The sequence below is a fragment of the Plantibacter sp. Leaf1 genome (assembly GCF_001421315.1).
GTDB lineage: Bacteria > Actinomycetota > Actinomycetes > Actinomycetales > Microbacteriaceae > Plantibacter.
In genome coordinates, this window is sequence record NZ_LMJX01000002.1 from 2062427 (window position 1) to 2088173 (window position 25747).

The window sequence follows — 25747 nt, forward strand, 5'->3', positions numbered from 1 at the left end:
CTCACCCCCGAGGGGTGACCCGCCGGGCCCAGAGCAGCACGGGGATGAGCAGGAGGGCGAGCACGCCGCCCGCGATCGACAGCGCACCGTAACCGACGCCCGCCATCACGACGCCCGACATGACGCCCGCACCTGCGCCGGCGAGGGCGATGAGGACGTCGAGGGTGCCCTGCGTGCGTGCACGGTTGGCGGGCACGGTGTGGTCGACGACCAGCGCGGTACCCGCGATGAGCCCGAAGTTCCAGCCGAGTCCGAGGAGGGCGAGCGCCAGGATGAGCAGGCCGAGCGAGTCCGCCGGCGCGAGAGCTCCCGTGACACCGGCGAGCAGGAGGGTCACGCCGGCGGCGATCGCCATCGGCGTGCGGCCGATGCGGTCGACGAGGACGCCGGTCACGAGCGACGGCAGGTACATCGCGGCGATGTGGATGCCGATCACGAGCCCGACCTCCCCCAGTCCGTGGTGGTGGGCTCGCATGTGCACGGGCGTCATCGTCATGACCGCGACCATCGCGATCTGCGTGACCACCATGACCGCGGCACCGACATAGGCGCCGACCCCGGGGCGTGGGCGCGGACCCGCGGCCGGCTGGTCCCGGCCGGTCGACGCGCCTGCCGAGACCGAGTCGAGCTTCGCGAGCTCCGCGTCGAGACGGCGGGCGAGGAGGAACGGGTCGGGTCGGAGCAGCACGAGGAACGCCGTCCCGGCCGCGAGGTAGGCGACCGCGGCGAGCAGGAACGGCCCGGCGAGCGCCGGGAGCCCGAAGCCGGTCGCGAACGCTCCCAAAGGTTCGACGAGGTTGGGCCCTGCCACGGCGCCGAGCGTCGTCGACACCATCGCGACGCTGATCGCGGTCCCGCGGCGTGCCGGGGTCGCGAGGTCGGTGCCGGCGTAGCGCGCCTGAAGGTTCGTGGCGGTTCCCGCGCCGTAGACGAAGAGCGACAGGAAGAGGAGCGGCACCAGGGCCGTCGTCGCGGCCAGGACGACGCCGATGGCGCCGACGCCACCCGCCGCGAATCCGAGTCCAAGCCCGATCCGTCGGCCGCGCCGCTGGGTCACGCGCCCGACGAGGAACGCCGTGAGCGCGGACCCCAGGGTGAGGAGGGCGGCCGCGACGCCCGCGAGGCTCGTGCTCCCGAGGACGTCCTGCACGAGCAGCGCACCGACCGTCACGCCGGCGGCGAGGCCGGCCCCGCCGAGCACCTGGCTGATGACGACGACGGTGAGCGTCCGCCGCTGCACCCGCGCGCGTTCGGCGCCGATGCGCGCGGTCGTCGCCGCCCTGCTCGTGTCGAACTCGGCGCTGTCGGTCATGCTCCGGCCGTCAGCGGCGCGTGGAGATGCGGCCGTAGGCGTCGACCGTGACGATCAGCGACTCGACCTTCCGGTTCACGACGCGGATGATCACGACGATGAGCCAGAGCCCACCGGTGATGAGCGTCAGGATGAGGTTCCAGAACCAGCCGATGCGCTTCTGCCGCTGCAGGACCGCCTGCTGCCCCTGGACCGACGACACCGACCAGCCTCGGGCCGCGTAGCGGGCGACCTCGGCGTTGAGCACGGCGGTGAGCTGCTCCATCGGGAGCGGAGTGGAGGAGGACATGCATCGAATCTACTCTGCGCTGGACCCCGGTCCCTGAGGCGGTCGAAGGGCCCACCCCGCCGGTCCCTGAGCTTGTCGAAGGGCGCTCTACGATCGATGTATGCGCATCCGTCCCGCCGAACCAACCGACCTGCCTGGCGTCCTCGCCATCCACACCGACGCCGTCGCGAACGGTGTCGCCATCTGGACCGAGGTCACCCCGGACCTCGCCGAGCGTGAGGCGTGGCTCGCCCGCCATCAGGAGCCCGGTCGGGTCGCGCTCGTCGCCGTCGCCGACGGCCCCGACGACGGACTCCCCGAGGGCGGCGTCCTCGCCTACGCGAGCTACGGCCCGTACGCGACGAAGGAGGGGTACCGCCACACCGTCGAGAACTCCGTGTACGTCCACCCGGACGCACAGGGTCGCGGCCTGGGCAAGGCGCTCCTCGTCGAGCTGCTCGACCGCGCGACCGCCGACGGCCACCACGTCATGCTCGCCCTCATCGAAGCCGGCAACACGGCGTCGATCGCCCTGCACACGAAGCTCGGCTTCGAGCAGGTCGGCCTCCTGCCGGAGGTCGGGACGAAGTTCGGTCGCTGGCTGGACCTCGCCATCCTCCGGCGCCCGCTCGTCTGAGCAGGAGCTACGAACCCGAACCGGCCATCACGACCCGGACCACCGCACCCGCACCGAGGTCCACCGTGTGCGGCTCGGACGCGCCGGCCAGGACGACCCGGACCGGTGTCTCGCCGAGGTTGCCGAGGATCACGACGGTCTCGCCCGCGGCATCGACGGCGGCGATCGCGGTCACACCTTCCGTCGACACGGGCGAGCCGACGTCGAGACGACGACCCCCGATCACGACCGCCGAGCGTGGACGTCCGCTGAGTTCCGCGATCCACCCGAGCGCCCGACCGGCGGCCGTGACCGTGGCGTCTGCGGCGACGAGTCCGCGCGGCCCGGTGGCCTCGAAGTAGGACAGCGACTCGACGCCGGGGACGGCCAGCGCGGCGACACTCGCGACCACCCACGCACCGAGGGCCTCCGCCGACTGCCGGCCGTCGGTGGCGCCCGGCACCAGCTCCGCGCCGAAGCCCGCGCCGAGGTCCGGGTCGGCCGTGGCTCCCGCGCCCGCCCGCGTGGTGGCGACCGCGTTGTAGCGGGCGCCCAGCGTCACGGGGCCGACGTGCAGCGGCCGGCCGTCGGCGATCCGGACGGCGTCGGCCACGACGACGGCCTGCATGTCGAGTGACTCGACCAGCTGGTGGCCCGCGCGGTCGTGCATGAACGGCGTGACGCTGAAGCCCACCGGGCCGGTCCAACGGTCGAGGCGCGCGTGGTTACGGTTGAGCTCGGTGAAGTGCGCCCGCGTGCCGCCGACGAGCACGGGCGACGGTGTCTCGACGTCCGTCCACAGGCGCCGCAGGAGGTCGCCGAGCGCGATCAGCAGGGCGCTCTCCGAGAGATGGGTCCGACGGTGGAACACCCCGATGCGCACGACGGGGACGCCCGCGTCGCGGAGCCGCCGCAGGACCGGCTCGGCCTCGTCACCGGTGCCGAGCACGAGTCGCAGGTCGAGGGCTCGGGTGCCGGCCTGCCGGACCGCGCGGTCGAGGATGGCCGGCCAGTCCACGACCGCCGGGTCGATCTCGACGAGGAGCTCGGTGATCGCCTCGGGGACCGACGCGCCCGACCGTCCGCCGTCGGGGTCGCTCGACACCGAGGTCGAGATCGTGGGGACGAGGCTGTCGAGCGGCGCACCGACCCGTGCTTCGACCGGCTCGGAGGCCGGGCGCTCGAGGTCCGTCTCGGGCAGGACGGTCACGGCGAGCGGCGTGGCCAGCGGGGCGGCGGGTTCGACACCGTCGGCGCGCGCACAGGCGAGCTCGACGGACTGCTCCACGACGTCGCCGACCGCCAGCGCGACCGGGAACGGCAGCGAGAGCGGCGTCGAATAGGTCTTGAACGAGGCGTCGGTCCAGTTCCGCTGGTCCTCCATCTCGAAGACGTCACCGGCGAAGCGGGCGGTGGTCGTGATGCGGTCGCCGGTCCAGGTGAGGGACTCGATGCGGATCGCCGGCTGGTGCGGCGCGATGTGCTCCGGCAGACGGGTCGTCGTCGTGGATCCCTCGGGGTGGCCGACGACGAGCTCGGTGCCCGCGAGCGCCGGGGCCTGCAGCACGATGAGCCCGATGCGCGCACGTCGGAACGCCGCCGTCACCTCGGCCCGGACGGCCACCCGGAGGGTCGACGCGCCGAGGTCGACCGACAGCGACCAAGCGACCGTCTCGCCGTCGTCGCCGACCCTGCCGCGCAGCTGCAGGCCGCTGGTCGTCTGGTCGACGGCGTCCACGATGACGGGCAGCGTCTTCCAGTCCTGGTCGCGGACGACGAAGCGGATGCTCCGCAGCACCGTCTCGCCGTCGAAGGCGATGTCGTCGAGATCCGAGCCGCGGAGCGACAGCGACCATGGCCCGCGCGACACGGCACGGGCGGCGCGTTCCTGCTCGAGGAGCAGGTCCGGTGCGACGCGGAAGGTGGTTCCGAAGCGCGAGGTCATCGTCGGCTCAGAGGCTCGTCATGCCGCCGTCGACCCGGAACGTCGCTCCGGTGGCGAAACTCGACTCGTCGCTCGCGAGGTAGACCATGATGCCCTCGACGTCTTCGGCTCGGCCGGGTCGACCGAGCGGGATGCGTCCGACGATCGCGGCGCGCGACTCCGGGTCGTCCGAGATCGCGGTGACGAGCGGGGTCTCCGTGTAGCCGGGGACGACGGTGTTCACGCGGATGCCCTGGTCGGCATAGGCCGCGGCGACGGTGCGCCCGAGGCCGTGGATGCCGGCCTTCGTGGAGCTGTAGGCGGTGAAATCGGCGCCCTCGCCGTTGAGCCCGGTCGGGCTGCCGGTGAGGATGATCGAGCCGCCCTTGCCGAGCATCGCCCGGACGGCGTGCTTGGTGGTGAGGAAGGTGCCCGTGAGGTTGATGTCGACGGTGCGCCGCCACACCTCGAGGTCGAGGTCGGCGATCTTCGCATCCTGACCGAAGAGCTGCACGCCGGCGTTGGCGACGACGACGTCCGGTGTCTTGCCCGTCGCGTCCATCACGGCGAAGGCGGCTTCGACACTCGCCTCGTCGGCGATGTCGAGCCGCACGGCCATGGCCGAGGGGAAGGGCGCGGCGGCCTCCCGCGCGGCCTGGATGTCGCGGTCGGAGAAGATCACGACGGCGTCCTCGCGCGCGAAGCGTTCGGCGACCGAACGGCCGATCCCCGATCCGGCGCCCGTCACGAGCGCGGTCTTTCCTGCAAGTCGTCCAGTCATCGTCGCCTGTCTCTCGTGCGGTGCTGCGGGGGTGGTGTCTCGGGTGTCGCAGTGGGTGTCAGAGGTGGTGTGTCGGGTCGTCTGCAGCCTATCCGGCACAACCGGTTGACCGCATGTGGTGAGCCCCATCCCGTCCGGTTCCCTTTCTCAGGACATGCCCGGCGCGCCGTCCGCCGGAGTGACCGACGCGCCGCAGGAGTCCTGAGAAAGGGAACGAGAAGGGAGGTGAGCTGGAGCCGGGTCCTACCGCTCGATCTTGTCGAGGTGGAGCATGGCGGCGAGGTTCTTGTCGAGCTCGTCGTCCTGGAAGACCTTCTTCCAGTCGTCCTTGATGATCGCGCTGCGACCGTAGTCCATCGCGATGAGGCACGCATCGGAGAACGGGTTGTCGCCCTTGAGCGAGTTCGCGAGCGCGACCTGCGTGTGGCCGAGGAGGATCGCACGAGCGGCCGGCTCCGGCACGCCCATCGTGTTCACGGCCTCGTCGAGCGACTCCTTGAGCAGCGCGCCGATCATGCAGGCGATGGTCTCGACGAGGGTCGGCTCGAGCTGCGCGAGCTGCTTGACCGTGACCCAGTGGACCTCGCCGACGGGGGCGAAGATCGCCCGGACGACGGCCTCGACCTGCGCCTGCTTGGCGGCGTCGTCGGACTCGATCGCTGCGATGGCGTCCTGCAGGGCCGCGATGCCACCGAAGGTGTCCGCGTACTCCTCGGGCGTGTGGCGCTCGACGAAGACCGAGGGGTGGCAGGGGTGCGTGACGGCCTGGATGACGTCGTCACGACGGGTGAGCAGCCCCGCGTAGGCGGCGGCCGGGTCGAGCGTGAGGAGCACGGCGCCCGACTTCATGAGCGGGACGACGCCGGCGGACACGGCCTTGAGCGCCAGGTCGGGGACGGCGAGGATGACGACGTCGGCGTCGGTGACGGCCGCATCGGTCTCGGTGAGCTCGCGACCGGCTTCGGTCACGCGCTCCTGGCCGGCGGGCGAGACCTCGCTGTAGAAGACGGTGTGGCTGGTCTTCACGAGGTTGTTGGAGACGCGCATGCCCATCTTGCCGCCGGCGCCGATGACGGCGATGGTGAGCTGGTCCGCGACGGTGGTGGTGTCGGTCATGATCTTCCTTCTCTCAGGTACTGCAGGTTGTGTGCGGTCCACGTGCGCTCGAGCTCGATGGTCTCCGTGATGGAGTCGCCGAGGGGGAGCCAGTGTTCGATGATCTGGTTGACACCGCGTTCGTCCGGACGGACGGCGGCGGTGAGGGCGGGGTAGTCGAGCAGGCCGGTGCCGAGCGGCGCACCCTCGAGGGTGAACCCGACCCAGCCACCCCGACGGGTGAATGCAAAGTCCTTCACGTGGATGTTGCGCACGTGCGGGGCGGTGCGGGCGATGACGTCGCTCGGGTGTTCGAGTCGCGCGACGGTGTTGGCCGGGTCGAGGCAGATCCCGAGGTTCGGGTGGTCGACGGCGGTCACGAGGTCGACGAGCTCCTGCGACGACAACTGTTCGTAGGTCTCGAGCGCGATGGTCACGCCGGCGGCCTCGAACGCCGGGAGCACCTGGCGGAGGCGCTCGACGGCTTCGTCGTGGGTCGGACGGTCGTCGCCCGAGGTGACCATGCTGCGCAGAAGCGTCGCACCGAGCAGGGTCGCGATGTGGAGGAACCGTTCGAGGTGCGCGACCGCGATCCCCTTGGTGCCGAGTTCGAGCACCACCCCGAGCGAGCGGCCGGCCTCGGCGACCTGGCGGAGTTCGTCGTCGGACATGGTCTCGATGCGTGCGTCGTCGCAGATCTGGAAGAGCCCCACGCCGGCCTCGGCCGTGCGCTCGATCATGCCGATGACGCTCAGGCGCTCGGGGGCGAGTTCCGAGCCCTCCCAGAAGAAGGTGTACGTGCCGAAGCCGATCATGCTGTCCTCGGTCCCTGAGCTTGTCGAAGGGTGCCATCCTGAGCTTGTCGAAGGGCCTCGTCGAGTACGGCTTCGAGCGCCGCGACGTCGTGGGCGAAGCGTCCGAGGAACACGCCGTCGACGTCGTCGCCGAGTGCGGTGAGCAGGCCCGGTCCGGCGCTGCCGCCGTAGATCACCGAACTGCCCGCGCGGTCACCGCGACCGGCCATCGCCGTCCGGAGGATCGCACCGACGGCTCGGACGTACGCGGGCTCCGCCGGTTCCGCCGCGCCGATCGCCCACACGGGCTCGTACGCCACGATGACCGGGCCGGCGACGGCGTCCGCGAGCGCGGAGTCGAGCTGACGCAGGCACTCCGCCGCGGCGTCCTCGGGGGCCATCCGCTCCCGCTCGCCGATGCAGAGCACGGGCGAGATGCCGTTCCGGAGGGCGGCTGCGGTCTTCTCGGCGACGACCTCGTCGGTCTCGCCGAAGAGCGAGCGGCGCTCCGCGTGGCCGACCTCGACCACGGTCACACCGACCTCGGCGAGCTCCGGCCCGCCGACCTCACCCGTGAAGGCGCCGCGGTCGGCGCTTGCGAGGTCCTGTGCGCCGACGAGGACACCCGTCCCCGCCAGCGCCGCCACCGAGGCCGCGATCGAGAGGTAGCCGGGGATGACGAACAACCGCACTCGACCGTTGACGACGGCCTCGTGCCGGCGGGCGAGAGCGCCCACCTGCTCGATCCAGTCGAGGGTCTGCGCGTGGCCGAAGTACATCTTCAGGCTCACACCGACCACGCGGGGCGCGGTCGACGTGCTCGCGGTCGACGGGGAGGCGGTCATCAGCAGGAGCCCGTCGCCTCGTACTCGCCGATGACGGCGACCTTCTCGGCGCTCGCGCTGGACTCGTCGAAGCGGTAGGTCAGCCACTCGCGCACCAGGCGGCGGGCGAGCTCGATGCCGATGACGCGCTGGCCCATGGTGAGCACCTGCGCGTTGTTGCTCAGCACGCCGCGCTCGACGGAGAAGCTGTCGTGGGCGGTGACGGCCCGGATGCCGGGCACCTTGTTGGCGGCGATGGCGACACCGAGGCCGGTGCCGCAGAAGAGCAGCGCACGGTCGGCCTGCCCGGAAGCGACGAGCTCGGCTGCGGCGATGGCGACGCGCGGGTAGGCGGTGTGACCGTCGGCGTCGACCCCCACGTCGACGAGCGAGGCGACGCCGTCGTGCTGTTCGAGGTCGCGCTTGACGATCTCCTTGTAGTCGAACCCGGCGTCATCCGAGCCGATGACGATGCGTAACTGATCGGTCATGCGGGTACTCCTTCTGTGGTGGTGCTGGTGGATGCGGCGGATCCCAGGACGGGGACGATCGCCTGGACGATGAGGCCGAACGAGTATGCACCCGCGTCGACGGTGCCGAGGCTCTTCTCGGCGTGCGGACGGGCGCGGCCCATCTTCGGCAGGAGGTCGGCGGTCTCCGCGGCGGCCGTGGAGGCGGCTGCGGCGGCGGTCGTCCACGCGGCGAGGAGGTCGGCCCCGTCGGCGACGGAGGCGCTGAGCGTCGTCGTGAACGGCACGAGAGCGTCGACCATCGTCTTCTGCCCGACCTCGGCCTTGCCGAACGACATGATGCCGTCGACGGCGGCCTGCACGCCGGCCGCGACGTCGCTGCGGGAGGGAGCGGTCTCGTCGCCGAGGGACGTGCCGACCGAGCGGAGCGCAAGACCCCAGAGGGCTCCCGAGGTGCCGCCGGCGCGGTCGGCCCAGGCGTCGCCGGCGAGGTGGAGGACGGTGCGGGCACCGGCTCCGGCGTCGGCGGCCGCGTGGGCCGCGGCGACAGCTGCGCGGGCTCCCCGCTGCATGCCGATGCCGTGGTCGCCGTCGCCGGCCACCGCGTCGATCCGGCCGAGTTCCTCGACGTTCGTGTCGATCACCTCGACGAGGGCGTCGAGCGCGGCGACGACGGTCGTGGCGGCTTCGCGTGAGGCCGGGGTGGACGCCGGGATCGCCGCGGCGACCTCGGCGACGAGCTCGGAGGGGTCGAGCTGCTCGGCCGCTGCGACGACGCCCTTGCGGTACGCGGGGGTGTCCGCGCCGGCCGCCCAGAAGCCCTCGAGCTCCTCGTCCAACCAGAACAGGGTGAGCGAGACGCCCGCCATATCGAAGCTCGTCACGAGTTCGCCGACCTCGGGGTCGACGATCTCGATGCCCGCGGCCTCCAGCTGCGTGGCGACCGCACGGTAGACGACGAACAGCTCCTCGTACTTCACGGAACCGAGTCCGTTGAGGATGACGCCGACGCGCGCGCCAGCGGCCTCGGTCACACCCTCGGGCAGTTCCGCGAGGAGGGAGGACACGAGCAGCGTCGCGAGTTCATCGGCCGTCGGCACGTCGGTCTCGTCGATGCCGGGCTCGCCGTGGATGCCCATCCCGACCGCCATGCGGCCCTCGGGCACGGTGAAGAGCGGCTCGGTCGCGCCCGGCAAGGTGCAGCCGCTGAAGGCGACGCCGAAGGACCGGGTGCGCTCGTTCGCGTGGGTGGCGACGCGGACGACCTCGTCGAGGTCGTAGCCCGCCTCGGCCGCGGCGGCAGCCGACTTGAACACCGTGAGGTCGCCGGCGATCCCGCGACGCTTGTGCTGTTCGGTGAGCGGCGCGCTCGAGATGTCGTCGGTGACGGCGACGCTGCGGGTGGGGATCCCCGCCGCGTTCAGGGCGTCCTGCGCCTGGGTGAAGTGGAGGACGTCGCCGGCGTAGTTGCCGTAGCTGAGCAGCACGCCGCCGCCACGCTCGGCGGCCTTCGCGACCGACTCCACCTGATGTGCGGACGGCGAGGCGAACAGGTTGCCCATCGCCGCACCGTGCGCGAGCCCCTGGCCGACGATGCCGCCGAACGCCGGGTAGTGCCCGGAGCCGCCGCCGATGACGACCGCGACGGTGCCCTCGGGGGTGCGGGTGCTCCGCACGACCCCGCCGGTCACGCGCCGGACCTGGTGACGGTTCGCCGCGACGAAGCCGTCGATCATCTCGTCGGCGAAGTCCGCCGGGTCGTTGAAGAGGCGCGTCATCGGGTCTTACCCGTGAGGTCGTCGTGCGAGACGCGCAGCTCGCGAGAGCTCCGCTGCTTCGAGAGGATCACCATGAGCGTCGCGGAGATCATCATGAAGCCGCCGACGATGAACATCGGGACGACGTACTGCGGGGTGTCGCCGACCTTCGTGAGGTCCGCGACGGCACCGGTGATGTACGGCGCGGAGAAGCCGGCGAGGTTGCCGACGGTGTTGATGAGCGCGATACCGGCGGCGGCTGCGGCACCCGTCAGGAACTGCGTGGGCAGCGTCCAGAAGTTGGGCAGCGCCGCGAAGATCGCCATGGCGGTGACCGCGATGATCGCGATCGTGAGGGCGGGCGAGTTCGCGAAGAGGGCGAGCGGGATGCTCACGGCACCGACGATCGCGGGGATCACGATGTGCCAGGTCTTCAGGCCACGACGCGTCGCGTCACGCGACCAGAAGTACAGGGCGATGGCGGCCGGCACGTACGGGATCGCCGTGATGAGGCCCTTCTGCATGACATTGAACTCGACGCCGAAGCTCGCCTGGAAGCCCTCGATGATCGTGGGGAGGAAGAAGCCGAGCGCGTAAAGGCCGTAGATGAAGCCGAAGTAGATGAAGGCGAGCATCCAGACGCGGCCGCTCGTGAACGCGTGCTTGAGGCTGACGTGGCCCTGCTTCTGCTCCGTGGTCGCCTTCTCGTGGGCGAGGGCGGCCGTGAGCCAGACCTGCTCCTCGGTGGTCAGCCACTTCGCGTCCGCGGGGCGGTCCTTCAGGTAGAACCAGGCGATGACACCGATCAGGATGGCGGGGAGACCGACGCCGAGGAACATGAACCGCCAGCCCTCAAGGCCGAAGAACACGCCGTGCTGGCCGATGAGCCACCCGGCGAGCGGGGCGCCGATGACGGTGGTGAGCGGCTGCGCCAGGTAGAAGAGCGCGAGGATCTTGCTGCGGTGCTTGGCCGGGACCCAGAGGCTCAGGAAGAGGATGGCGCCCGGGAAGAAGCCGGCCTCGGCCACACCGAGCACGAAGCGCAGGATGGCGAGCTGCTCGAAGTTGGCGACCCAGGTGAACAGGACCGCGACGATGCCCCAGGTGACCATGATGCGCGCGAGCCAGCGGCGGGCACCGAACTTGTTGAGCGCGAGGTTGCTCGGCACCTCCAAGAGGATGTAGCCGATGAAGAACACGCCGGATGCGAAGCCGAACTGGGCGGCGGAGAGCGCGAGGTCGTCGTTCATGCCGTTGGGGGCGGCGAAGCCGATCGCGGTGCGGTCCAGGTAGTTGATGAAGAACATCAGCGCCACGAACGGCACGAGGCGGATCGAGACCTTCCGGATCGCTGATCGCTCGACAGCCGGATTGGCCGCGGGGGCGGTGGTGTCCACTATGACTCCTCGTCTGGGCGGCATCGATGCCGCGGGCAGGGCGTGGTCCGGTCCGGACCGGAATGAACGATACATCAACCGGTTGACCAATTCAACAGCTGGTCGATAACGCGGGACCCACGGAGCGCCCTTCGACAGGCTCAGGGACCGCGGTGGTCCCGGCACCCTCCCGGTCCCTGAGCGCCCCTCCCGGTCCCTGAGCTTGTCGAAGGGCCGCGATACAGTGAACCCATGCCTGCGTTCCCGGATCGGCCGACCGACGACATCTCGTCCAGCCTCGGTCCCGTCGCCGTCGGATCCGCGGTCTCGGCCGTCGCGAAACGGCTCCTCGACCACTTCACGAGCGGCGACATCGCGCCGGGAACCCGCCTTCCTCCGGAGCGTCAGCTCGCCGCGTCGCTCGGCATCGGACGTTCAGCCGTGCGGGAGGCGCTCGCCGCCCTCGAGATCCTCGGCGTCGTCGACGTCCGCCCCGGGAGCGGCACCTACCTGCGCGGCAGCGTGTCCGAGCTCCTCCCCGAGACCCTCAGCTGGGGCCTCATGCTCGGTGAGCCACGCACCCGCGAACTCATCGAGGTGCGTGGGCAGCTCGAGGTGTTCGCCGCTGGGCTCGCCGCGACCCGCATGGACGACATGGCCCGCAACCGGCTGCGCAACCACCTCACCGCCATGCGCGAGGCCGGCGCGAACCGCACGAGGTTCATCGAGGCCGACCTCAAGTTCCACCTCGAACTCGCCGCCGCCACCGGGAACCGCGTGCTGTCGGACCTCCTGCAGAGCATCCGCTCGCTCCTCCGCATCTGGGTGGAGCGCGGCATCCACGAGGACGTCGACGCGCAGCTCGCCTTCGAGGAGCACGAGGCCGTCTACGAGGCGATCATGTCGGGCGACCCGGCCGCCGCGACGGCCGCGATGCAACACCACATGGACACTGCGACCGAGCGCCTGAACCGCACCCTCACGGCGTAGCGCTTCGACCGGCCTGGTGACCGGAGCCCTGCCCGAGGCCGCCCTTCGACAAGCTCAGGGACCGGTCCGGGCGGTCAGGCGCGGATCGCCTCCACGACCGCGGTGACGGCGGCGCCCACCGCAGCCGCACGCCCCTCGGCGTCCTCACGCTCGGAGTCGTGCACGAAGGCCGTCACGCCGCGGCGGGCACCGCAGAAGTCGACGATGCCGTGCTCGAGCTGCGTCCGCATCGCCTGCTCGTAGCCGTGGCGGTCGTAGACGCCCGCGTCGTCGCCGGCGACGGGCACGAGGTGGATCCGCAGCCGGTCGAGCTTGCGGACGATCCCGCCCTCGGCGTCGAGGCCGAACGCCCAACCGTTGACGAACACGCGGTCGAACCACCCTTTGAGCAGAGCGGGAGTCGACCACCAGTACACCGGGAAGACGAGCACGAGGTCGGTGGCGCGGTCGAGCCGCTCCTGCTCGGCGGCCACGTCGGGGGTGTAGTCCCCGCCCACGCGGTAGGTGTGCCGGTCGGCGAGCGTGTACCGCGGGTCGAAGCCCTCCGCAGCGAGATCCGCGAGCTCGACGTCGGCCGGGCCGGAGGTCGATCGCAGCTCGGTCGCGAGCCGCTGAGCGAGGTGGTGGGTGAGGGAGTCGGGGTCTGGGTGGGTGGTCACGATGAGGGTGGGCACCCTCCATCTTCGCGTGCACCGGGAGCATGCACTGCCGAAGCCACCATCCTGCGGATGACGGCCGTCCATCCGACGACTGATGCCGTGGACCCCGGGCTCGCCCTACTGTTGTCGGAATGAGCGGATGGACCTGGCAGGCGTGGATCGGACTCGTCGGCGGTACGGCGATCTTCTTCGCCGTGCTCGGGCCCATCCTGCTCGTGCAGGTCCGCCGATACGGCCAGATGTCCCTCCCGCGCGTGCTCGGCGCCGCCGGCGTCAGCATCTACGCCGTCGCCCTCGTCGCCTACACCCTGCTCCCGCTGCCCGACGAGCGCGCGAACTGTGCCACGGCGCACGGGGCACTCGAGCTCGTCCCCGGGCACTCGATCGGCGACATCGCGCGGGAGACCGCCGGCTTCTCGGTCCTCAGCACGCTCACCAGCCACGCGTTCCTCCAGGTCGTCCTGAACGTCGTCCTGTTCATCCCGTTCGGCGCCATCGCCCGTCGGTACTGGAACCGCGGCCTCGGCGTCTCGATCCTGCTCGGCGCGCTCGTCTCCCTGCTCATCGAGTCGACGCAGTACACCGGCATCTGGGGGCTGTACGAGTGCGCCTACCGGGTGGCCGACGTCGACGACGTCATCACCAACACCATGGGCGCGGCGATCGGTGCCCTCATCGCACCGATCGTGCTGGGCTGGATGCCGAGCGCCCGGGCACTGCGGGCGACCCGCGACCGCGCGCGCCCGGTGACCGTCTGGCGCCGGTGGTTCGGCATGGTCCTCGACGCGGTCGCCGTGAACCTGTCGATCACGGTGCTGTCGCTGGTGTTCGTCGTCCCGCGCGTGCTGCTCACGGGCGCGACCGGGACCGCGAACGACCCGACGCTCGCGGAGGTGCTCAGTATCGGTGCGGGCACGGTCGCCCTCGTGATCGTCCTCCCGGCGCTCATCGGAAGCGGTGCCTCGATCGGTCAGCGACTCGTCTGGCTGACGCCCGAGTGGCCCGACGGCCGCGGGTCGGGCCTCCGCCGCCTCTACCGCGGGTCCATCGTCGCCCTGCCGTACATCGCCACCACGACGGCGGCGCAGACACCCGATGCCACCAGCGGCCTCGCGCAGACGATCGTCGGCGTCGTCGGCCTCCTGAGCGCGATCATCGTGACGGTCGCCGTCGTGTCGGTCCCGTTCACGCGGGCCCGACGAGGAGTCTCCTACGCGTCGGTCGGCGCGGAACTGCGCGACGCTCGCTCGCCCAAGCCGTAGCTCGCTGCCTACAGCTCGGAGCCGAGGAGCCCCGAGAGGAACGCGTGCAGTTCGTCCGCCATGTCGACCGACTCCGGCGCGAGCAGCCACTGCACCTGGAGGCCGTCCATGAGGGCGAGCGTCATGAAGGCGGCACTCGTCACGGGGAAGCCCGCACGGACCCGACCGGCGGAGACGAGCAGGCCGAAGGTCCGCTCCAGTCGCCCGCGGGTGCTCTCATAGCGGTCGACGAAGTAGTCGTGGGCCGGGTGGTCGGGCGAGGTGGCTTCGGCCGAGAGCGTGCAGTAGAGCGCGACCACGCCGGGCACGGAGGCGTTGTACCGGGCGAGTGCGACCAACCCCCGGAGCGTCTCGATCGGGTCGTCGCCGTCCATCGGCACGAGGGTGGCCGAGAGGTCGTCACGGTGTGAGAGCACGGCGGCGAGCAGTGCGCTCTTGTTCGGGAAGTGGTGCAGCAGCCCGGCCTCGCTCATGCCCACCTGGGCCGCCACTTCGCGCAGTGAACCCGCGCGGTAGCCGCCGTTCGCGAACACCGCGAGCGCGGCGTCGAGGATCGCGACGCGCTTCATCCCCGTTTTGGCATATGCACCGCGTGGCTTCCCCTGCGGCTTGTTCCCGGTCTTGGCCGATGTCATCGGACGACCTCCCCCTTCGGACGGCTTCACGATAGCGCGTTCGTCGTCGAACACCCGCGGCCTGGTCGTGATCCAACTGTGACATGGGCGAAAACAAAAAGCTAGTGACCACTTGGGTTTCGTGCTACCGTCCTCAATCACCAGCGATCCGATGAGGGATTGCTCACAGCGATAGGACAAAGATGTTCCGATGGAAGACGACCGCAGCCGTCGCGGTCACCGCCGCTGCACTCGTGCTCACCGGATGCTCCGGTAGCCCCTCCGGCTCGGACGGCGGCTCCGGTGGCACCCTGATCATTGGTGCGATCACTCCCCCCACCACCTTCGACCCCGCCGGCTCAGAGTGGGGCAACCGCTCGCCCTTCTACCAGGCCGTCTTCGACACGCTGCTCGTCGCCACCGCCGACGGCGAGATCGTCCCCTCCCTCGCGACCTCCTACGAGTACAACGAGGACAACACCGTCCTGACGCTCAAGATCCGCGACGACGTCACCTTCACCGACGACTCGAAGCTCACCGCCGACGTCGTCAAGCAGAACCTCGAACGCTTCAAGACCGGCACCTCCCCCGACGCCGGCTACTTCGCGGGCGTCGCCTCCGTCGAGGCCCCCGACGAGACCACCGTCGTCATCACGCTGAGCGCACCCGACCCGGCCATGCTCAACTACCTCACCCGCGACCCGGGCCTCGTCGCCAGCGCCGAGTCGTTCGACAGCCCGGACCTCGCGACCAACCCGGTCGGCTCCGGCCCGTACGTCCTCGACACCGCGGCCACCGTCACCGGCACGAGCTACTCGTACACCGCGAACCCCGACTACTGGAACAAGGACTGGCAGCACTACGACAAGCTGACCATCAACGTCCTCCAGGACGCGACCGCCGGCCTCAACGCCGTCAAGTCCGGCGAGATCAACGGCATCAAGCTCGCCAACAACGACAACCTCGCCGAGGTGGAGGGCGCCGGCTGGACCGTCAACGCCAACGAGCTCGACTTCCAGGGCATGCTCCTCCTCGACCGCGCCGGCACCATGAACCCGGCCATCGCCGACGTCCGCGTCCGCCAGGCCATCAACTACGCGTTCGACCGCCCGGCACTGCTCAAGGCGCTGCAGAACGACAACGGCACCGTCACCGGGCAGGTCTTCCCGGAGAACTCCCCCGCCTACGACAAGGCGCTCGACGACCGCTACGGCTACGACCCCGAGAAGGCCAAGGAGCTCCTCGCCGAAGCCGGCTACGCCGACGGCCTGACGCTCTCCATGCCGTCCTCCGCCGTGCTGGGTGCCACCACCTACACGCTCATCTCGCAGCAGCTCGCCGACGTCGGCATCACCGCCGAGTACGTCGACCCGGGCAACAACTTCATCGCCGACCTCCTGGCGCCGAAGTTCCCCGTGTCGTTCATGGCGCTCGAGCAGAACCCCGACTGGCAGCTCATCCAGTTCATGATCGCCCCGAACGCGGTGTTCAACCCGTTCAAGTACGCAGACCCGAAGGTCGACGAGTACATCAAGCAGATCCAGTACGGCGATGAGGCGACGCAGGGCACGGTCGCGAAGGAGCTCAACGCGTACATCGTCGAGCAGGCCTGGTTCGCACCCTTCTACCGGGTGCAGGGCAGCTTCGCCACCGACGCGAACACGACGGTGAAGATGATCCCGACGAACGCGTACCCGTCGATCTACGACATCCAGCCGAAGTAGTCCGCTGGCCCTGAGCCTGTCGAGGGGTGCCCTTCGACAGGCTCAGGGACCGGGACCCCGGCCGCATCTCGGCCCCCACCCTCTCCTCGCTCACCCACTTCCTGGAGTGACCCATGCTCGGATTCATCCTCAGACGCCTGGTTTCCGGTGTCGTCCTCATCTTCGTGATCTCCGTGATCGCGTACTCCCTCCTCTACCTCGGCGGCGGTGACATCGCCCGCCGCATCCTCGGCCAGAGCGCGACCGCCGAGACCGTCGCGAAGAAGTCCGCGGAGCTCGGCCTCGACCGCCCGCTCCCCGCGCAGTACGTCGATTGGCTCACCTCGGCCTTCCAGGGCGACCTCGGTCGGTCCTGGTTCACCGGTCAGCTCGTCTCCACCGGTGTCTCCGGTCGCCTCGCGGTGACGCTCTCCATCGTCCTCGGCGCGACCATCATCGCCGCGATCGTCTCGGTCATCCTCGGCGTCCTCGCCGCCCGACGCGGTGGATGGATCGACAACGTCGTCCAGTTCATCTCCGTCATCGGGTTCGCGATCCCCAGCTTCCTCATCGCCCTCGTGCTCGTCATCACCTTCGCCATCAACCTGCGCCTGTTCAAGGCGACCGGGTACATCCCGATCACCACCTCCTTCTCGGGATGGGTGGCCTCCGTGACGCTGCCGATCATCGCGCTCGCCATCGGCGCCATCGCGACGGTGTCGCAGCAGGTGCGCGGCTCGGTCGTCGACGCGATGTCGAAGGACTACGTGCGCACCCTCCGCAGCCGCGGTCTCGGCACCAACCGCGTGATCTACAAGCACGTGCTCCGGAACGCCGGCGGCCCGGCCCTCGCCGTCCTCGCCGTGCAGTTCATCGGCCTCCTCGGCGGCGCCGTCATCATCGAGCAGATCTTCGCCCTCCCCGGCATCGGTCAGCTCGCCGTGCAGGCGACGACCTCCGGCGACATCCCCATCGTGATGGGCGTCGTCATCGCGACCGCGATCATCGTCGTCGTCGTCAACCTGCTCATCGACCTCGCGCAGGCTGCGCTCAACCCGAAGGTGCGACTGTCATGACCGCCATCGAAACCCCGCTGACCGTCCCGACCCCACAGGTCCGCGTCAACCTCCTGCGCCGGCTCCTCAAGCGTCCGATCGGCGCCGCGTCGCTCGTGTTCCTCGCGATCGTCGGCGTGATCGCGATCTTCGGGCCGCTCATCGCGCCGCAAGACCCGAACCTCGCCTCGCTGCAGCTCGTGCTCGCACCGCCGAGCGCCGACCACCTCCTCGGAGCGGACAGCGCCGGACGCGACGTGCTCTCCCGGCTGCTCGCGGCCACCCAGATCAGCGTCGCCGCGGCGCTCCTCGCCCTCGTGGTCGCGATCGTCATCGGTGTCGTCGCCGGCCTGATCGCCGGGTACTACCAGGGCTGGTTCGACTCGGTGTCGTCCTGGTTCACCGGCCTCATCATGGCGCTGCCCGGCATCGTCGTCCTCCTCGCCGCCCGCGCCGTCCTCGGCCCGTCGGTCTGGATCTCGATGGCGATCTTCGGCATCCTGCTCTCGCCCTCGTACTTCCGGCTCGTGTACGCCGCGGTCACGGCAGTGCGGTCCGAGCTGTACGTCGACGCCGCCCGGGTCTCCGGCCTCAGCGATCCGCGCATCATCGGCAAGCACATCCTGTCGGTCGTCCGCGCACCGATCATCATCCAGTCTGCGATCATCGCCGGCATCGCGATCGCCATCCAGTCCGGTCTCGAGTTCCTCGGGCTCGGCGACCTGTCGGTCCCCACCTGGGGTTCGATGCTGAACGACGGCTTCACGAACATCTACAAGGCACCGATCCTCATGGTGTGGCCGTCGCTCGCGATCGCCCTCACCTGCATCGCGCTCACCCTGCTCGCCAACGCGATGCGCGACGAGCTGGAGCGCACCGTGAGCGTCCGTCGCCGTCGTCGCAAGATCGTGACGACCTCGAAGACGGGCTCGAACACGATCGTCACCCAGTCGATCAGCACGTCGGGGATCTCGGAGGACGAGATCGTCGGGGTGCCGCCCATCCGTCACGACGACGACGCCCGCGCCGCCGTCCGTGCCGAGGAGCTCGTCCTCAGCGTCCGCGACCTCCGCGTCGGCTACGACCAGGAGGGCGGCCGGGTCACCGAGGTCGTCCACGGCGTCGACCTCGACATCCGTCGCGGCGAGGTCCACGGCCTCATCGGCGAGTCCGGCTCGGGCAAGACCCAGACCGCGTGGGGTGTCCTCGGGCTCCTGCCCCGCGGCGGCCGGGTCACCGACGGCACCATCCGCTACGAGGGCACGCGCCTCGACACCCTCGGCGAGCGCGAATACACGGCCATCCGCGGCAGGCGCATCGGCTACATCCCGCAGGAGCCGATGTCGAACCTCGACCCGGCGTTCACGATCGGCAGCCAGCTGGTCGAACCGCTCCGGGTCGCCCTCGGCCTCAGCAAGAAGGACGCGACGGACAAGGCCCTCGCCCTCCTCGAGCGGGTCGGCATCCCCAACCCGAAGCGCACCTTCGCCGCCTACCCGCACGAGGTCTCCGGCGGCATGGCCCAGCGCGTGCTCATCGCCGGCGCCGTGTCGACCGACCCGGACATCATCATCGCCGACGAGCCCACCACGGCGCTCGACGTGACGGTGCAGGCCGAGGTGCTCGACCTGCTGCGCGACCTGCAGGCCGAGCGGCACATGGCGATGCTCCTCGTGACGCACAACTTCGGGGTCGTCGCCGACCTCTGCGACCGGGTCTCGGTCATGCAGAACGGCCTCATCGTCGAGACCGGGCCCGTGCGCTCGATCTTCAACGACGCCCAGCACCCGTACACCCAGTCGCTGCTCGGCGCGATCCTCGACGAGGGTCCCGCCCGACCGGCGCTCGCGACGAACCTGACAGGAGAGACCCGATGACGACGTCACTGCTCGAGGTGAAGGACCTCGAAGTCGAATACCCGGGCAAGGGGCTCCGCGCCCAGCCCTTCAAGGCGCTCAAAGGGGTCTCGATCGACATCCGGCCCGGCGAGACCGTCGGCCTGGTCGGCGAGTCCGGCTCGGGCAAGACCACCCTCGGTCGTGCCGTGCTGGGCCTCGCCCCGGTGACGGGTGGCAGCATCCGCTACCGCGACCGCGAGATCGGTCACCTGAAGCGTAAGGAGCGTCGGGCGTTGAGCTCGGAGATCCAGGTGGTGTTCCAGGACCCGTACTCCTCGCTGAACCCTTCGCTCACGATCGAGCAGATCCTCACCGAGCCGCTCACCGTGCGTGGGGTCTCCGGAGCGGACGCCCGCAAGCGCGTCGGCACGCTGCTCGACCAGGTGCAGCTGCCGACCGGTGCCGCGTCACGCCTGCCGCGGGAGTTCTCCGGTGGGCAGCGGCAGCGCATCGCGATCGCCCGTGCGCTGGCGCTCGACCCGAAGCTCATCGTCTGCGACGAGCCGGTGTCGGCACTCGACCTGTCGACGCAGGCCCGCGTGCTCGACCTGTTCATCGACATCCAGGAGCAGACGGGCGTCGCCTACCTCTTCATCTCGCACGACCTCGCGGTCGTCCGGCACATCAGCCACCGTGTGGCCGTCATGTACCACGGCGAGATCGTGGAGTCCGGCGACGGCGACCAGGTGACCGCGCGTCCCGCCCACCCCTACACGCAGCGCCTGTTCATGGCCGCGCCGATCCCGGACCCCGATCGTCAGGAGGACCGCCGCGTCGAGCGTCGCCGCCTCATCGACGAGCAACGGGCCGCCGAGTCCGCCGCCTGATCCGTCCGGATCACCACGACCGCCCGGTCGGCCGGGGCCAGGAACCTGGCCGGCCGGGCGCACCACCGGTCCCTGAGACCCACCATCCGGTCCCTGAGACCCACACCCGGTCCCTGAGCTTGTCGAAGGGCCACCCCAGAACGGACCCACATCGCATGACCATCACCACTCCCCGGCACGCCGCCGCCACGAAGCCCGTCGACACTGACGCGATCGACGCCCTCGTCGCCCGCCTCGACCTCGAGGAGAAGGTCGCGCTCGTCTCCGGTGCCGACTTCTGGACGACGGTGCCGCTCGAGAAGATCGGCCTGCGCGCCATGGTCCTGTCCGACGGGCCCGCCGGCGTCCGTGGGCCGGTCTGGGACGAGCGGTCGCCCTCCATCAACCTCCCGTCGGCCACCGCACTGGCGTCGTCCTGGGACCCGTCGTTCGCCTACCGCTACGGTGCGGTCGCCGCCGCGGAGGCCCGCCGGAAGGGCGTCGACGTCGTCCTCGGCCCGACCATCAACCTCCACCGCTCGCCCCTCGGCGGCCGGCACTTCGAGGCCTTCAGCGAGGACCCGGAGCTCACCGGCTCACTCGCCGCCGCCTACGTCAGCGGGCTGCAGGACAACGGGGTCGCCGCGACCCCCAAGCACTACGTCGCGAACGACTCCGAGACCGACCGGTTCACCGTCGACGTGCGGGCCAGTGAGCGCGCCCTCCGCGAGCTCTACCTCGCGCCGTTCGAACGCACCGTCACCGAGGCCGGCACCTGGGCGATCATGAGCGCCTACAACTCCGTCGACGGCGTCACGATGAGCGAGAACGAGCTGCTCGAGACGCCGCTCAACTCGGAGTGGGGCTTCGACGGTGTCGTCGTCAGCGACTGGACCGGCGTGCGCAGCCTCGGTTCCGCGCCCGCCTCGCAGGACCTCGCCATGCCCGGCCCAGCCCCAGCCTGGAGCGACGCCCTCGTCGCCGCCGTACGGGACGGCCGGGTCGAGGAGGCCGCCGTCGATCGCAAGGTCGCCCGACTCCTGGCGCTCGCGGTACGCGTCGGCGCGCTCGGCGAGGAGGCGCTCGCCCCGGCCCCGGTCGACGGCGTCGCCTTCTCCCGGGAGGCCGAGACCGAGGGCGTGGTGCTGCTCACCAACGACGGCACCCTGCCGCTCGACGCAGCCTCCCTCAACCGGGTCGCCGTCATCGGGCACAACGCCCGCGACTCCCGCACCCAGGGCGGCGGCAGCGCGACGGTGCTCCCCGAGCACACGGTCAGCCCGCTCGAGGGCCTCACGCTCGCCCTCCCCGACGCGACGATCGACTACGCCGTCGGGGCCATCGTGCAGGAGGGCGTCGCCGAACTGCCGCTCGACCGCCTCACCAACCCGCGCACCGGTCAGCCCGGGCTGCTCGCCTCCTTCGTCGACGCGGACGGCTCCGAGCTCTTCGCCGAGGACCGCCGCTCCACCGCGCTCGTCTGGTTCGGCGGCGACGCCCCGATCGGCACGGCGGCGCAGCTCGTCCTCACGACCACGTACACGCCGGAGACCTCCGAGCAGCTCAAGCTCGGCTTCGCCACGGGCCTCCACGGCCGCCTCTTCGTCGACGGCATCCTCCTCGTCGACGAGCAGCCCGTCATCGTCGGCAACGATCTCGGTGCCGCACTCCTCGCTCCGCCCTCGGCGACCGGTGCCTTCTCCGCGCAGGCCGAGGTGCCGGTCGAGATCCGGGCCGAGTTCGACCTCACCCCGAGTGAGAACGGCCTCGGGGCGATCAGCGTGACCGTCGGTCGTGCCCCCGACGACTCCGACCCCGACGCCCTCATCGCGCAGGCCGTCGAGGCGGCTCGGACCGCGGACGTCGCGGTGGTCGTCGTCGGCACCAACGCGAAGGTCGAGTCCGAGGGCTGGGACCGCAGCGACCTCTCCCTGCCCGGCCGCCAGGACGAGCTCGTGCGCGCGGTCGCCGCGGTGAACCCGCGCACGGTCGTGGTCGTGAACTCCGGCGCCCCCGTCCTGCTCCCCTGGAGCGACGACGTCGCCGCCGTCGTCCTCGGGTGGTTCGGCGGCCAGGAGATGGGCAACGCCCTGGCCGACGTCCTCCTCGGTGTCGCGGAACCGGGTGGGCGCCTGAGCACGACCTGGGCCGCGTCGCTCGACGACGTCCCCGTCCTCGACGTCACACCGGTGGACGGCGTGCTGCGCTACGAGGAGGGCATCCACATCGGGTACCGGGCGTGGCTGCGTTCCGGCGCCCAGCCCGCGTTCTGGTTCGGTCACGGCCTCGGCTACACGAACTGGACCATCGACGAAGGTACCGTCTCCGGCGCGGTCGACGCCGGGACCGCCCGCCTCGCCGGCACCGCGACGAACACCGGCGAGCGCGCCGGCAAGCACGTCGTCCAGGTGTACGCGGAGCGCGCCGACTCCGCGGTCGACCGCCCGGTGCGCTGGCTGGTCGGATCCGCCGTGGTCCGCGCCGAGGCCGGCGAGACGGTCTCGTGGGAGGTCCCGCTGCCCGCTCGGGTGTTCGCGCACTGGGCCGACGGCTGGCAGGTCGAGGCCGGGGACGTCACGCTCCGCATCGGTTCCTCGGTGGTCGACCTCGTCCATGAGACGGTCGTTCCGATCGCCACGGGGACCGTCCGATGACGGCCGCGGCGACCGGCGCGCGGATCGCGCGGCTGCGGGCGGAGGCCCGCGACGACAGCCCGGCGGTCGCGACGCCGACCCCGCGCCTGAGCTGGACGGTCGAGACGCCCGGCACCGACTGGGTGCAGGCCTGGGCCGAGCTGCGGGACGACACCGGCGCGACCACCCGGGTGGAGGGTCGCGATTCGGTCCTCGTCGCCTGGCCGTTCGAGCCGCTGTCGCCGGACACGACCCGCACCCTCGAGGTCCGGGCCGGTTCGACGAGCGGCGAGGAGACCCGGTGGAGCGCACCGCTCGCAGTCGAGGCGGCGTTCCTCGCGGAGGGCACCTGGACCGCCGGCTTCATCGGGCTGGCCGCACCGGAACGGGCCGCGCAGCCGATGCGCATCCGTCGGTCGTTCACCGTCGACCGGCCCGTCCGTCGCGCCCGCCTCGTCTGGACGGCCCTCGGCGCGGCCGAACCGCAGCTGAACGGCACCCTCGTCTCGGCCGACGTCCTCTCCCCCGGCTGGACCGCCTACGGTGACCGGCTCGTGCACGAGACGATCGACGTCACCGCGCTCATCGAGCCGGGCGAGAACGTCGTCGCAGCGACCGTCGCCGGTGCCTGGTACACCGAACGGTACGGCTTCTTCCAGTTCGCGAAGCGCATCTACGGGGAGCAGCCGCTCGTCGCCGCCCAGCTGCAGCTCGACTACGCCGACGGCACCTCCGCGACCATCGTCACCGACGACAGCTGGTCGGCCGCGGACGGCGCAGACCTCGTCGACAGTGGGATCTACGCCGGTGAGGCGATCGACACGACGCTCGCCGAACCCGGCTGGGCCACCACCGGCTTCGACGCGTCCGGGTGGTCCGCCGCCCTGGTCGACGACGCAGCGCACCCCGTGCCGGAGGCCCGCATCGCCGCGCCCGTCCGCCGCATCGAGGAACGCGCGGTGGCCGAGGTGCTCACGGCGCCGTCCGGTGCGACCATCCTCGACTTCGGCCAGAACCTCGTCGGCCGACTCCGCGTCACGGTATCGGGTCCGCGCGGGACGGTCCTGACCCTCCGACACGCGGAGGTCCTCGACGAGGGCGAACTCGCCCTCCGACCGCTCCGCAACGCCGCGGCCACCGACCACCTCACGCTCTCAGGCGACGGCGAGCAGACCCTCGAGCCGCGCTTCACCTTCCACGGCTTCCGATACGCGCAGATCGACGGGTGGCCGGGCGACGTCGACCCGTCGGCGGTCACCGCGGTCGTCCTCCACAGCGACCTCACGCGCACCGGCTGGTTCTCCTCGTCGCACGAGCTGCTCGACCGCCTGCACGAGAACGTCGTCTGGGGCATGCGCGGGAACTTCCTCAGCATCCCCACCGACTGCCCGCAGCGCGACGAGCGACTGGGCTGGACGGGCGACCTCCAGGTCTTCGCGCCCACCGCGAGCTTCCTCTACGACAGCTCCGCCTTCCTCGACTCCTGGCTGCGCGACCTCGCGCTCGAGCAGGGGCACGCGGACGGCGTCGTCCCGATGGTCGTGCCGGCGGCGCTCTCCGGGTTCGCCGGCGGCGGTCCGACCGCCGCGTGGGGAGACGCCGCGACCGTCGTCCCGTGGGTGCTCCACGAGCGCTACGGCGACCTCGGCGTGCTCCGCGAGCAGTACGCGTCCATGCGGTCGTGGGTCGAGGCCGTGCTCCGCGTCAGCACCGACGGGCTGTGGTCGAACACGTTCCAGCTCGGTGACTGGCTCGATCCGAGCGCGCCGCCGGACCAGCCCGCGAAGGCCCGGGTCGACTCCGACATCGTCGCGAGCGCGTACCACGCCAGGTCGCTGCGGATCCTGTCCGACACCGCCGCCCTCCTCGGCGAGACGGCGGACGCCGAGCACTACGGCGCCCTGGCCGACCGGAGCCGTGCCGCGTTCGCCGCCGAGTACGTGACGCCGGCCGGCCGGATGATGTCCGACGCGCCGACCGCCTACGCCCTCGCCCTCCGGTTCGACCTCGTGGACGATCCCGGGGTGCGGCGGCGGCTCGCGGACCGACTCGCCGACCTCGTGCGCGCCGACGGCTACCGCATCGGCACGGGGTTCGTCGGGACGCCGCTCATCACCGACGCGCTCACCGACGGCGGTCACCTCCGCGCCGCCGGCCGCCTCATGCTGCAGACCGAGAACCCGTCGTGGCTGTCGCCCGTCACGAAGGGTGCGACCACGGTCTGGGAACGCTGGGACAGCCTGCTGGAGGACGGCTCGGTGAACCCCGGCGAGATGACCTCCTTCAACCACTACGCCCTGGGTGCCGTCGCCGACTGGCTGCACCGCACGGTCGCGGGACTCGCTCCCGCAGCGCCCGGCTACCGGGAGCTGCGCATCGCCCCACAGCCGATCGACGGGCTCGACCACGCCGAAGCTCGACACCTCACCCCGTACGGACCGGCGTCCGTCGCCTGGCGCCGCGAGGGCTCGTCACTCGTGGTCACGGCGGAGGTCCCGCCGAACACGACGGCCACGGTCGCGCTGCCCGGTGCACCGGTGGAGACGGTGGGATCGGGTCGGTACGAGTGGACGGTGCCGGTGGTCGAGACGACCGCTCTCGACGACACCGTCGAACTCGACCTCGAGTCGCCGCTCTCGGAGATCATCGACCGGCCGACCGCCTACGACGCCCTCCTGGCGGCCGTGGCCCGGCACGATCAGGCCAAGGCCGACGAGATCCGTCGAGGGACGCAGTGGAGCCGCGGTCGGACCGTCCGGCAGCTCCTCATGTTCACGCCGCCGACCATGCTCGACGACGTCGCGGCCGCCCTGGCCACCGCGTCAGCCGCGGGGGTTGCGCGATAAACGCCACTCGGCTGTTTCACGTGCAACACTCGCACCGCCAGCACCACCCGTATCGACAGCACCA

At 71.0% G+C, this 25747-nt stretch carries 21 protein-coding genes; 9 read left to right on the top strand and 12 right to left on the bottom strand.

Annotated elements, in window-relative coordinates; all coding sequences use genetic code 11:
* Position 1 precedes the first annotated feature (1 nt).
* Both ASE44_RS12020 and ASE44_RS12025 read right to left on the bottom strand, forming a co-directional pair.
* Entirely contained in the window at positions 2–1312 is a 1311-nt protein-coding gene (locus ASE44_RS12020; RefSeq protein ID WP_056780106.1) for an MFS transporter, read from the bottom strand.
* A 10-nt stretch (positions 1313–1322) separates the two neighbouring features.
* Positions 1323–1601 (bottom strand): hypothetical protein, encoded by a 279-nt coding sequence (locus tag ASE44_RS12025; protein WP_139382353.1) that lies wholly within the window; start codon positions 1599–1601, stop codon positions 1323–1325.
* 100 nt (positions 1602–1701) lie between these two features.
* On the opposite strand from ASE44_RS12025, the gene ASE44_RS12030 reads away from it, so the two are divergent.
* Positions 1702–2217, top strand: a complete 516-nt coding sequence (locus ASE44_RS12030; RefSeq protein WP_056780112.1) for a GNAT family N-acetyltransferase — start codon at positions 1702–1704, stop codon at positions 2215–2217.
* A 7-nt stretch (positions 2218–2224) separates the two neighbouring features.
* Here the strand turns inward: ASE44_RS12030 and ASE44_RS12035 are convergent, their stop codons facing one another.
* The 8 genes from ASE44_RS12035 to ASE44_RS12070 all read right to left on the bottom strand — a co-directional run bounded on the left by ASE44_RS12035 (position 2225) and on the right by ASE44_RS12070 (position 11238).
* A complete protein-coding gene (locus ASE44_RS12035; RefSeq protein ID WP_056780115.1) occupies positions 2225–4141 on the bottom strand; it encodes a hypothetical protein in 1917 nt (638 codons plus the stop codon).
* Between the two features lie 7 nt (positions 4142–4148).
* The gene (locus tag ASE44_RS12040; RefSeq protein ID WP_056009842.1) at positions 4149–4901 is read right to left on the bottom strand and encodes an SDR family NAD(P)-dependent oxidoreductase; all 753 of its coding nucleotides are present in this window, start codon (positions 4899–4901) and stop codon (positions 4149–4151) included.
* A gap of 243 nt (positions 4902–5144) precedes the next feature.
* Positions 5145–6017 carry a phosphogluconate dehydrogenase C-terminal domain-containing protein gene (locus ASE44_RS12045; RefSeq protein ID WP_082455984.1) on the bottom strand — a complete coding sequence of 291 codons (873 nt, stop codon included), beginning with the start codon at positions 6015–6017 and terminating at the stop codon, positions 5145–5147.
* The gene (locus tag ASE44_RS12050) at positions 6014–6811 is read right to left on the bottom strand and encodes a sugar phosphate isomerase/epimerase (protein WP_056780118.1); all 798 of its coding nucleotides are present in this window, start codon (positions 6809–6811) and stop codon (positions 6014–6016) included. The genes ASE44_RS12045 and ASE44_RS12050 overlap by 4 nt, the downstream gene beginning before the upstream one ends.
* Positions 6808–7635: a triose-phosphate isomerase family protein gene (locus ASE44_RS12055; protein WP_056780122.1), complete on the bottom strand. Its 828-nt coding sequence runs from the start codon at positions 7633–7635 to the stop codon at positions 6808–6810. Before ASE44_RS12055 ends, ASE44_RS12050 begins: the two co-directional genes overlap by 4 nt.
* Positions 7635–8105, bottom strand: a complete 471-nt coding sequence (locus ASE44_RS12060) for a ribose-5-phosphate isomerase (RefSeq protein WP_056009848.1) — start codon at positions 8103–8105, stop codon at positions 7635–7637. Before ASE44_RS12060 ends, ASE44_RS12055 begins: the two co-directional genes overlap by 1 nt.
* Positions 8102–9862 (bottom strand): dihydroxyacetone kinase family protein, encoded by a 1761-nt coding sequence (locus tag ASE44_RS12065; protein WP_056780124.1) that lies wholly within the window; start codon positions 9860–9862, stop codon positions 8102–8104. The genes ASE44_RS12060 and ASE44_RS12065 overlap by 4 nt, the downstream gene beginning before the upstream one ends.
* Positions 9859–11238 (bottom strand): MFS transporter, encoded by a 1380-nt coding sequence (locus tag ASE44_RS12070; protein ID WP_235522594.1) that lies wholly within the window; start codon positions 11236–11238, stop codon positions 9859–9861. The genes ASE44_RS12065 and ASE44_RS12070 overlap by 4 nt, the downstream gene beginning before the upstream one ends.
* A 231-nt stretch (positions 11239–11469) precedes the next feature.
* Here ASE44_RS12070 and ASE44_RS12075 point away from each other — a divergent pair, with 231 nt between their 5' ends.
* The gene (locus tag ASE44_RS12075) at positions 11470–12207 is read left to right on the top strand and encodes a FadR/GntR family transcriptional regulator (protein ID WP_056009852.1); all 738 of its coding nucleotides are present in this window, start codon (positions 11470–11472) and stop codon (positions 12205–12207) included.
* Between the two features lie 74 nt (positions 12208–12281).
* Here ASE44_RS12075 and ASE44_RS12080 read toward each other — a convergent pair whose 3' ends face one another.
* A complete protein-coding gene (locus ASE44_RS12080; protein WP_056780129.1) occupies positions 12282–12881 on the bottom strand; it encodes an NAD(P)H-dependent oxidoreductase in 600 nt (199 codons plus the stop codon).
* A gap of 116 nt (positions 12882–12997) precedes the next feature.
* Between ASE44_RS12080 and ASE44_RS12085 the strand changes: the two genes are divergently transcribed.
* Entirely contained in the window at positions 12998–14128 is a 1131-nt protein-coding gene (locus ASE44_RS12085) for a VanZ family protein (RefSeq protein ID WP_056780131.1), read from the top strand.
* Between the two features lie 8 nt (positions 14129–14136).
* Here ASE44_RS12085 and ASE44_RS12090 read toward each other — a convergent pair whose 3' ends face one another.
* Positions 14137–14697, bottom strand: coding sequence for a TetR/AcrR family transcriptional regulator (locus tag ASE44_RS12090; RefSeq protein WP_235522595.1), 561 nt, complete (start codon positions 14695–14697; stop codon positions 14137–14139).
* Positions 14698–14945: 248 nt separating this feature from the next.
* On the opposite strand from ASE44_RS12090, the gene ASE44_RS12095 reads away from it, so the two are divergent.
* The 6 genes from ASE44_RS12095 to ASE44_RS12120 all read left to right on the top strand — a co-directional run bounded on the left by ASE44_RS12095 (position 14946) and on the right by ASE44_RS12120 (position 25683).
* On the top strand, positions 14946–16466 hold the full coding sequence (locus ASE44_RS12095) for an ABC transporter substrate-binding protein (protein ID WP_056780135.1): 1521 nt from the start codon (positions 14946–14948) through the stop codon (positions 16464–16466).
* 113 nt (positions 16467–16579) lie between these two features.
* Positions 16580–17521: an ABC transporter permease gene (locus tag ASE44_RS12100; RefSeq protein WP_056780138.1), complete on the top strand. Its 942-nt coding sequence runs from the start codon at positions 16580–16582 to the stop codon at positions 17519–17521.
* Positions 17518–19377 (top strand): dipeptide/oligopeptide/nickel ABC transporter permease/ATP-binding protein, encoded by a 1860-nt coding sequence (locus ASE44_RS12105; RefSeq protein WP_056780140.1) that lies wholly within the window; start codon positions 17518–17520, stop codon positions 19375–19377. Before ASE44_RS12100 ends, ASE44_RS12105 begins: the two co-directional genes overlap by 4 nt.
* Entirely contained in the window at positions 19374–20225 is an 852-nt protein-coding gene (locus ASE44_RS12110; RefSeq protein WP_056780143.1) for an ATP-binding cassette domain-containing protein, read from the top strand. Before ASE44_RS12105 ends, ASE44_RS12110 begins: the two co-directional genes overlap by 4 nt.
* A gap of 155 nt (positions 20226–20380) precedes the next feature.
* Complete coding sequence (locus ASE44_RS12115; RefSeq protein ID WP_056780146.1) at positions 20381–22858, top strand: beta-glucosidase; 2478 nt, start codon at positions 20381–20383, stop codon at positions 22856–22858.
* Positions 22855–25683 (top strand): family 78 glycoside hydrolase catalytic domain, encoded by a 2829-nt coding sequence (locus ASE44_RS12120; RefSeq protein ID WP_056780149.1) that lies wholly within the window; start codon positions 22855–22857, stop codon positions 25681–25683. The genes ASE44_RS12115 and ASE44_RS12120 overlap by 4 nt, the downstream gene beginning before the upstream one ends.
* The last annotated feature ends 64 nt before the right edge of the window (positions 25684–25747 follow it).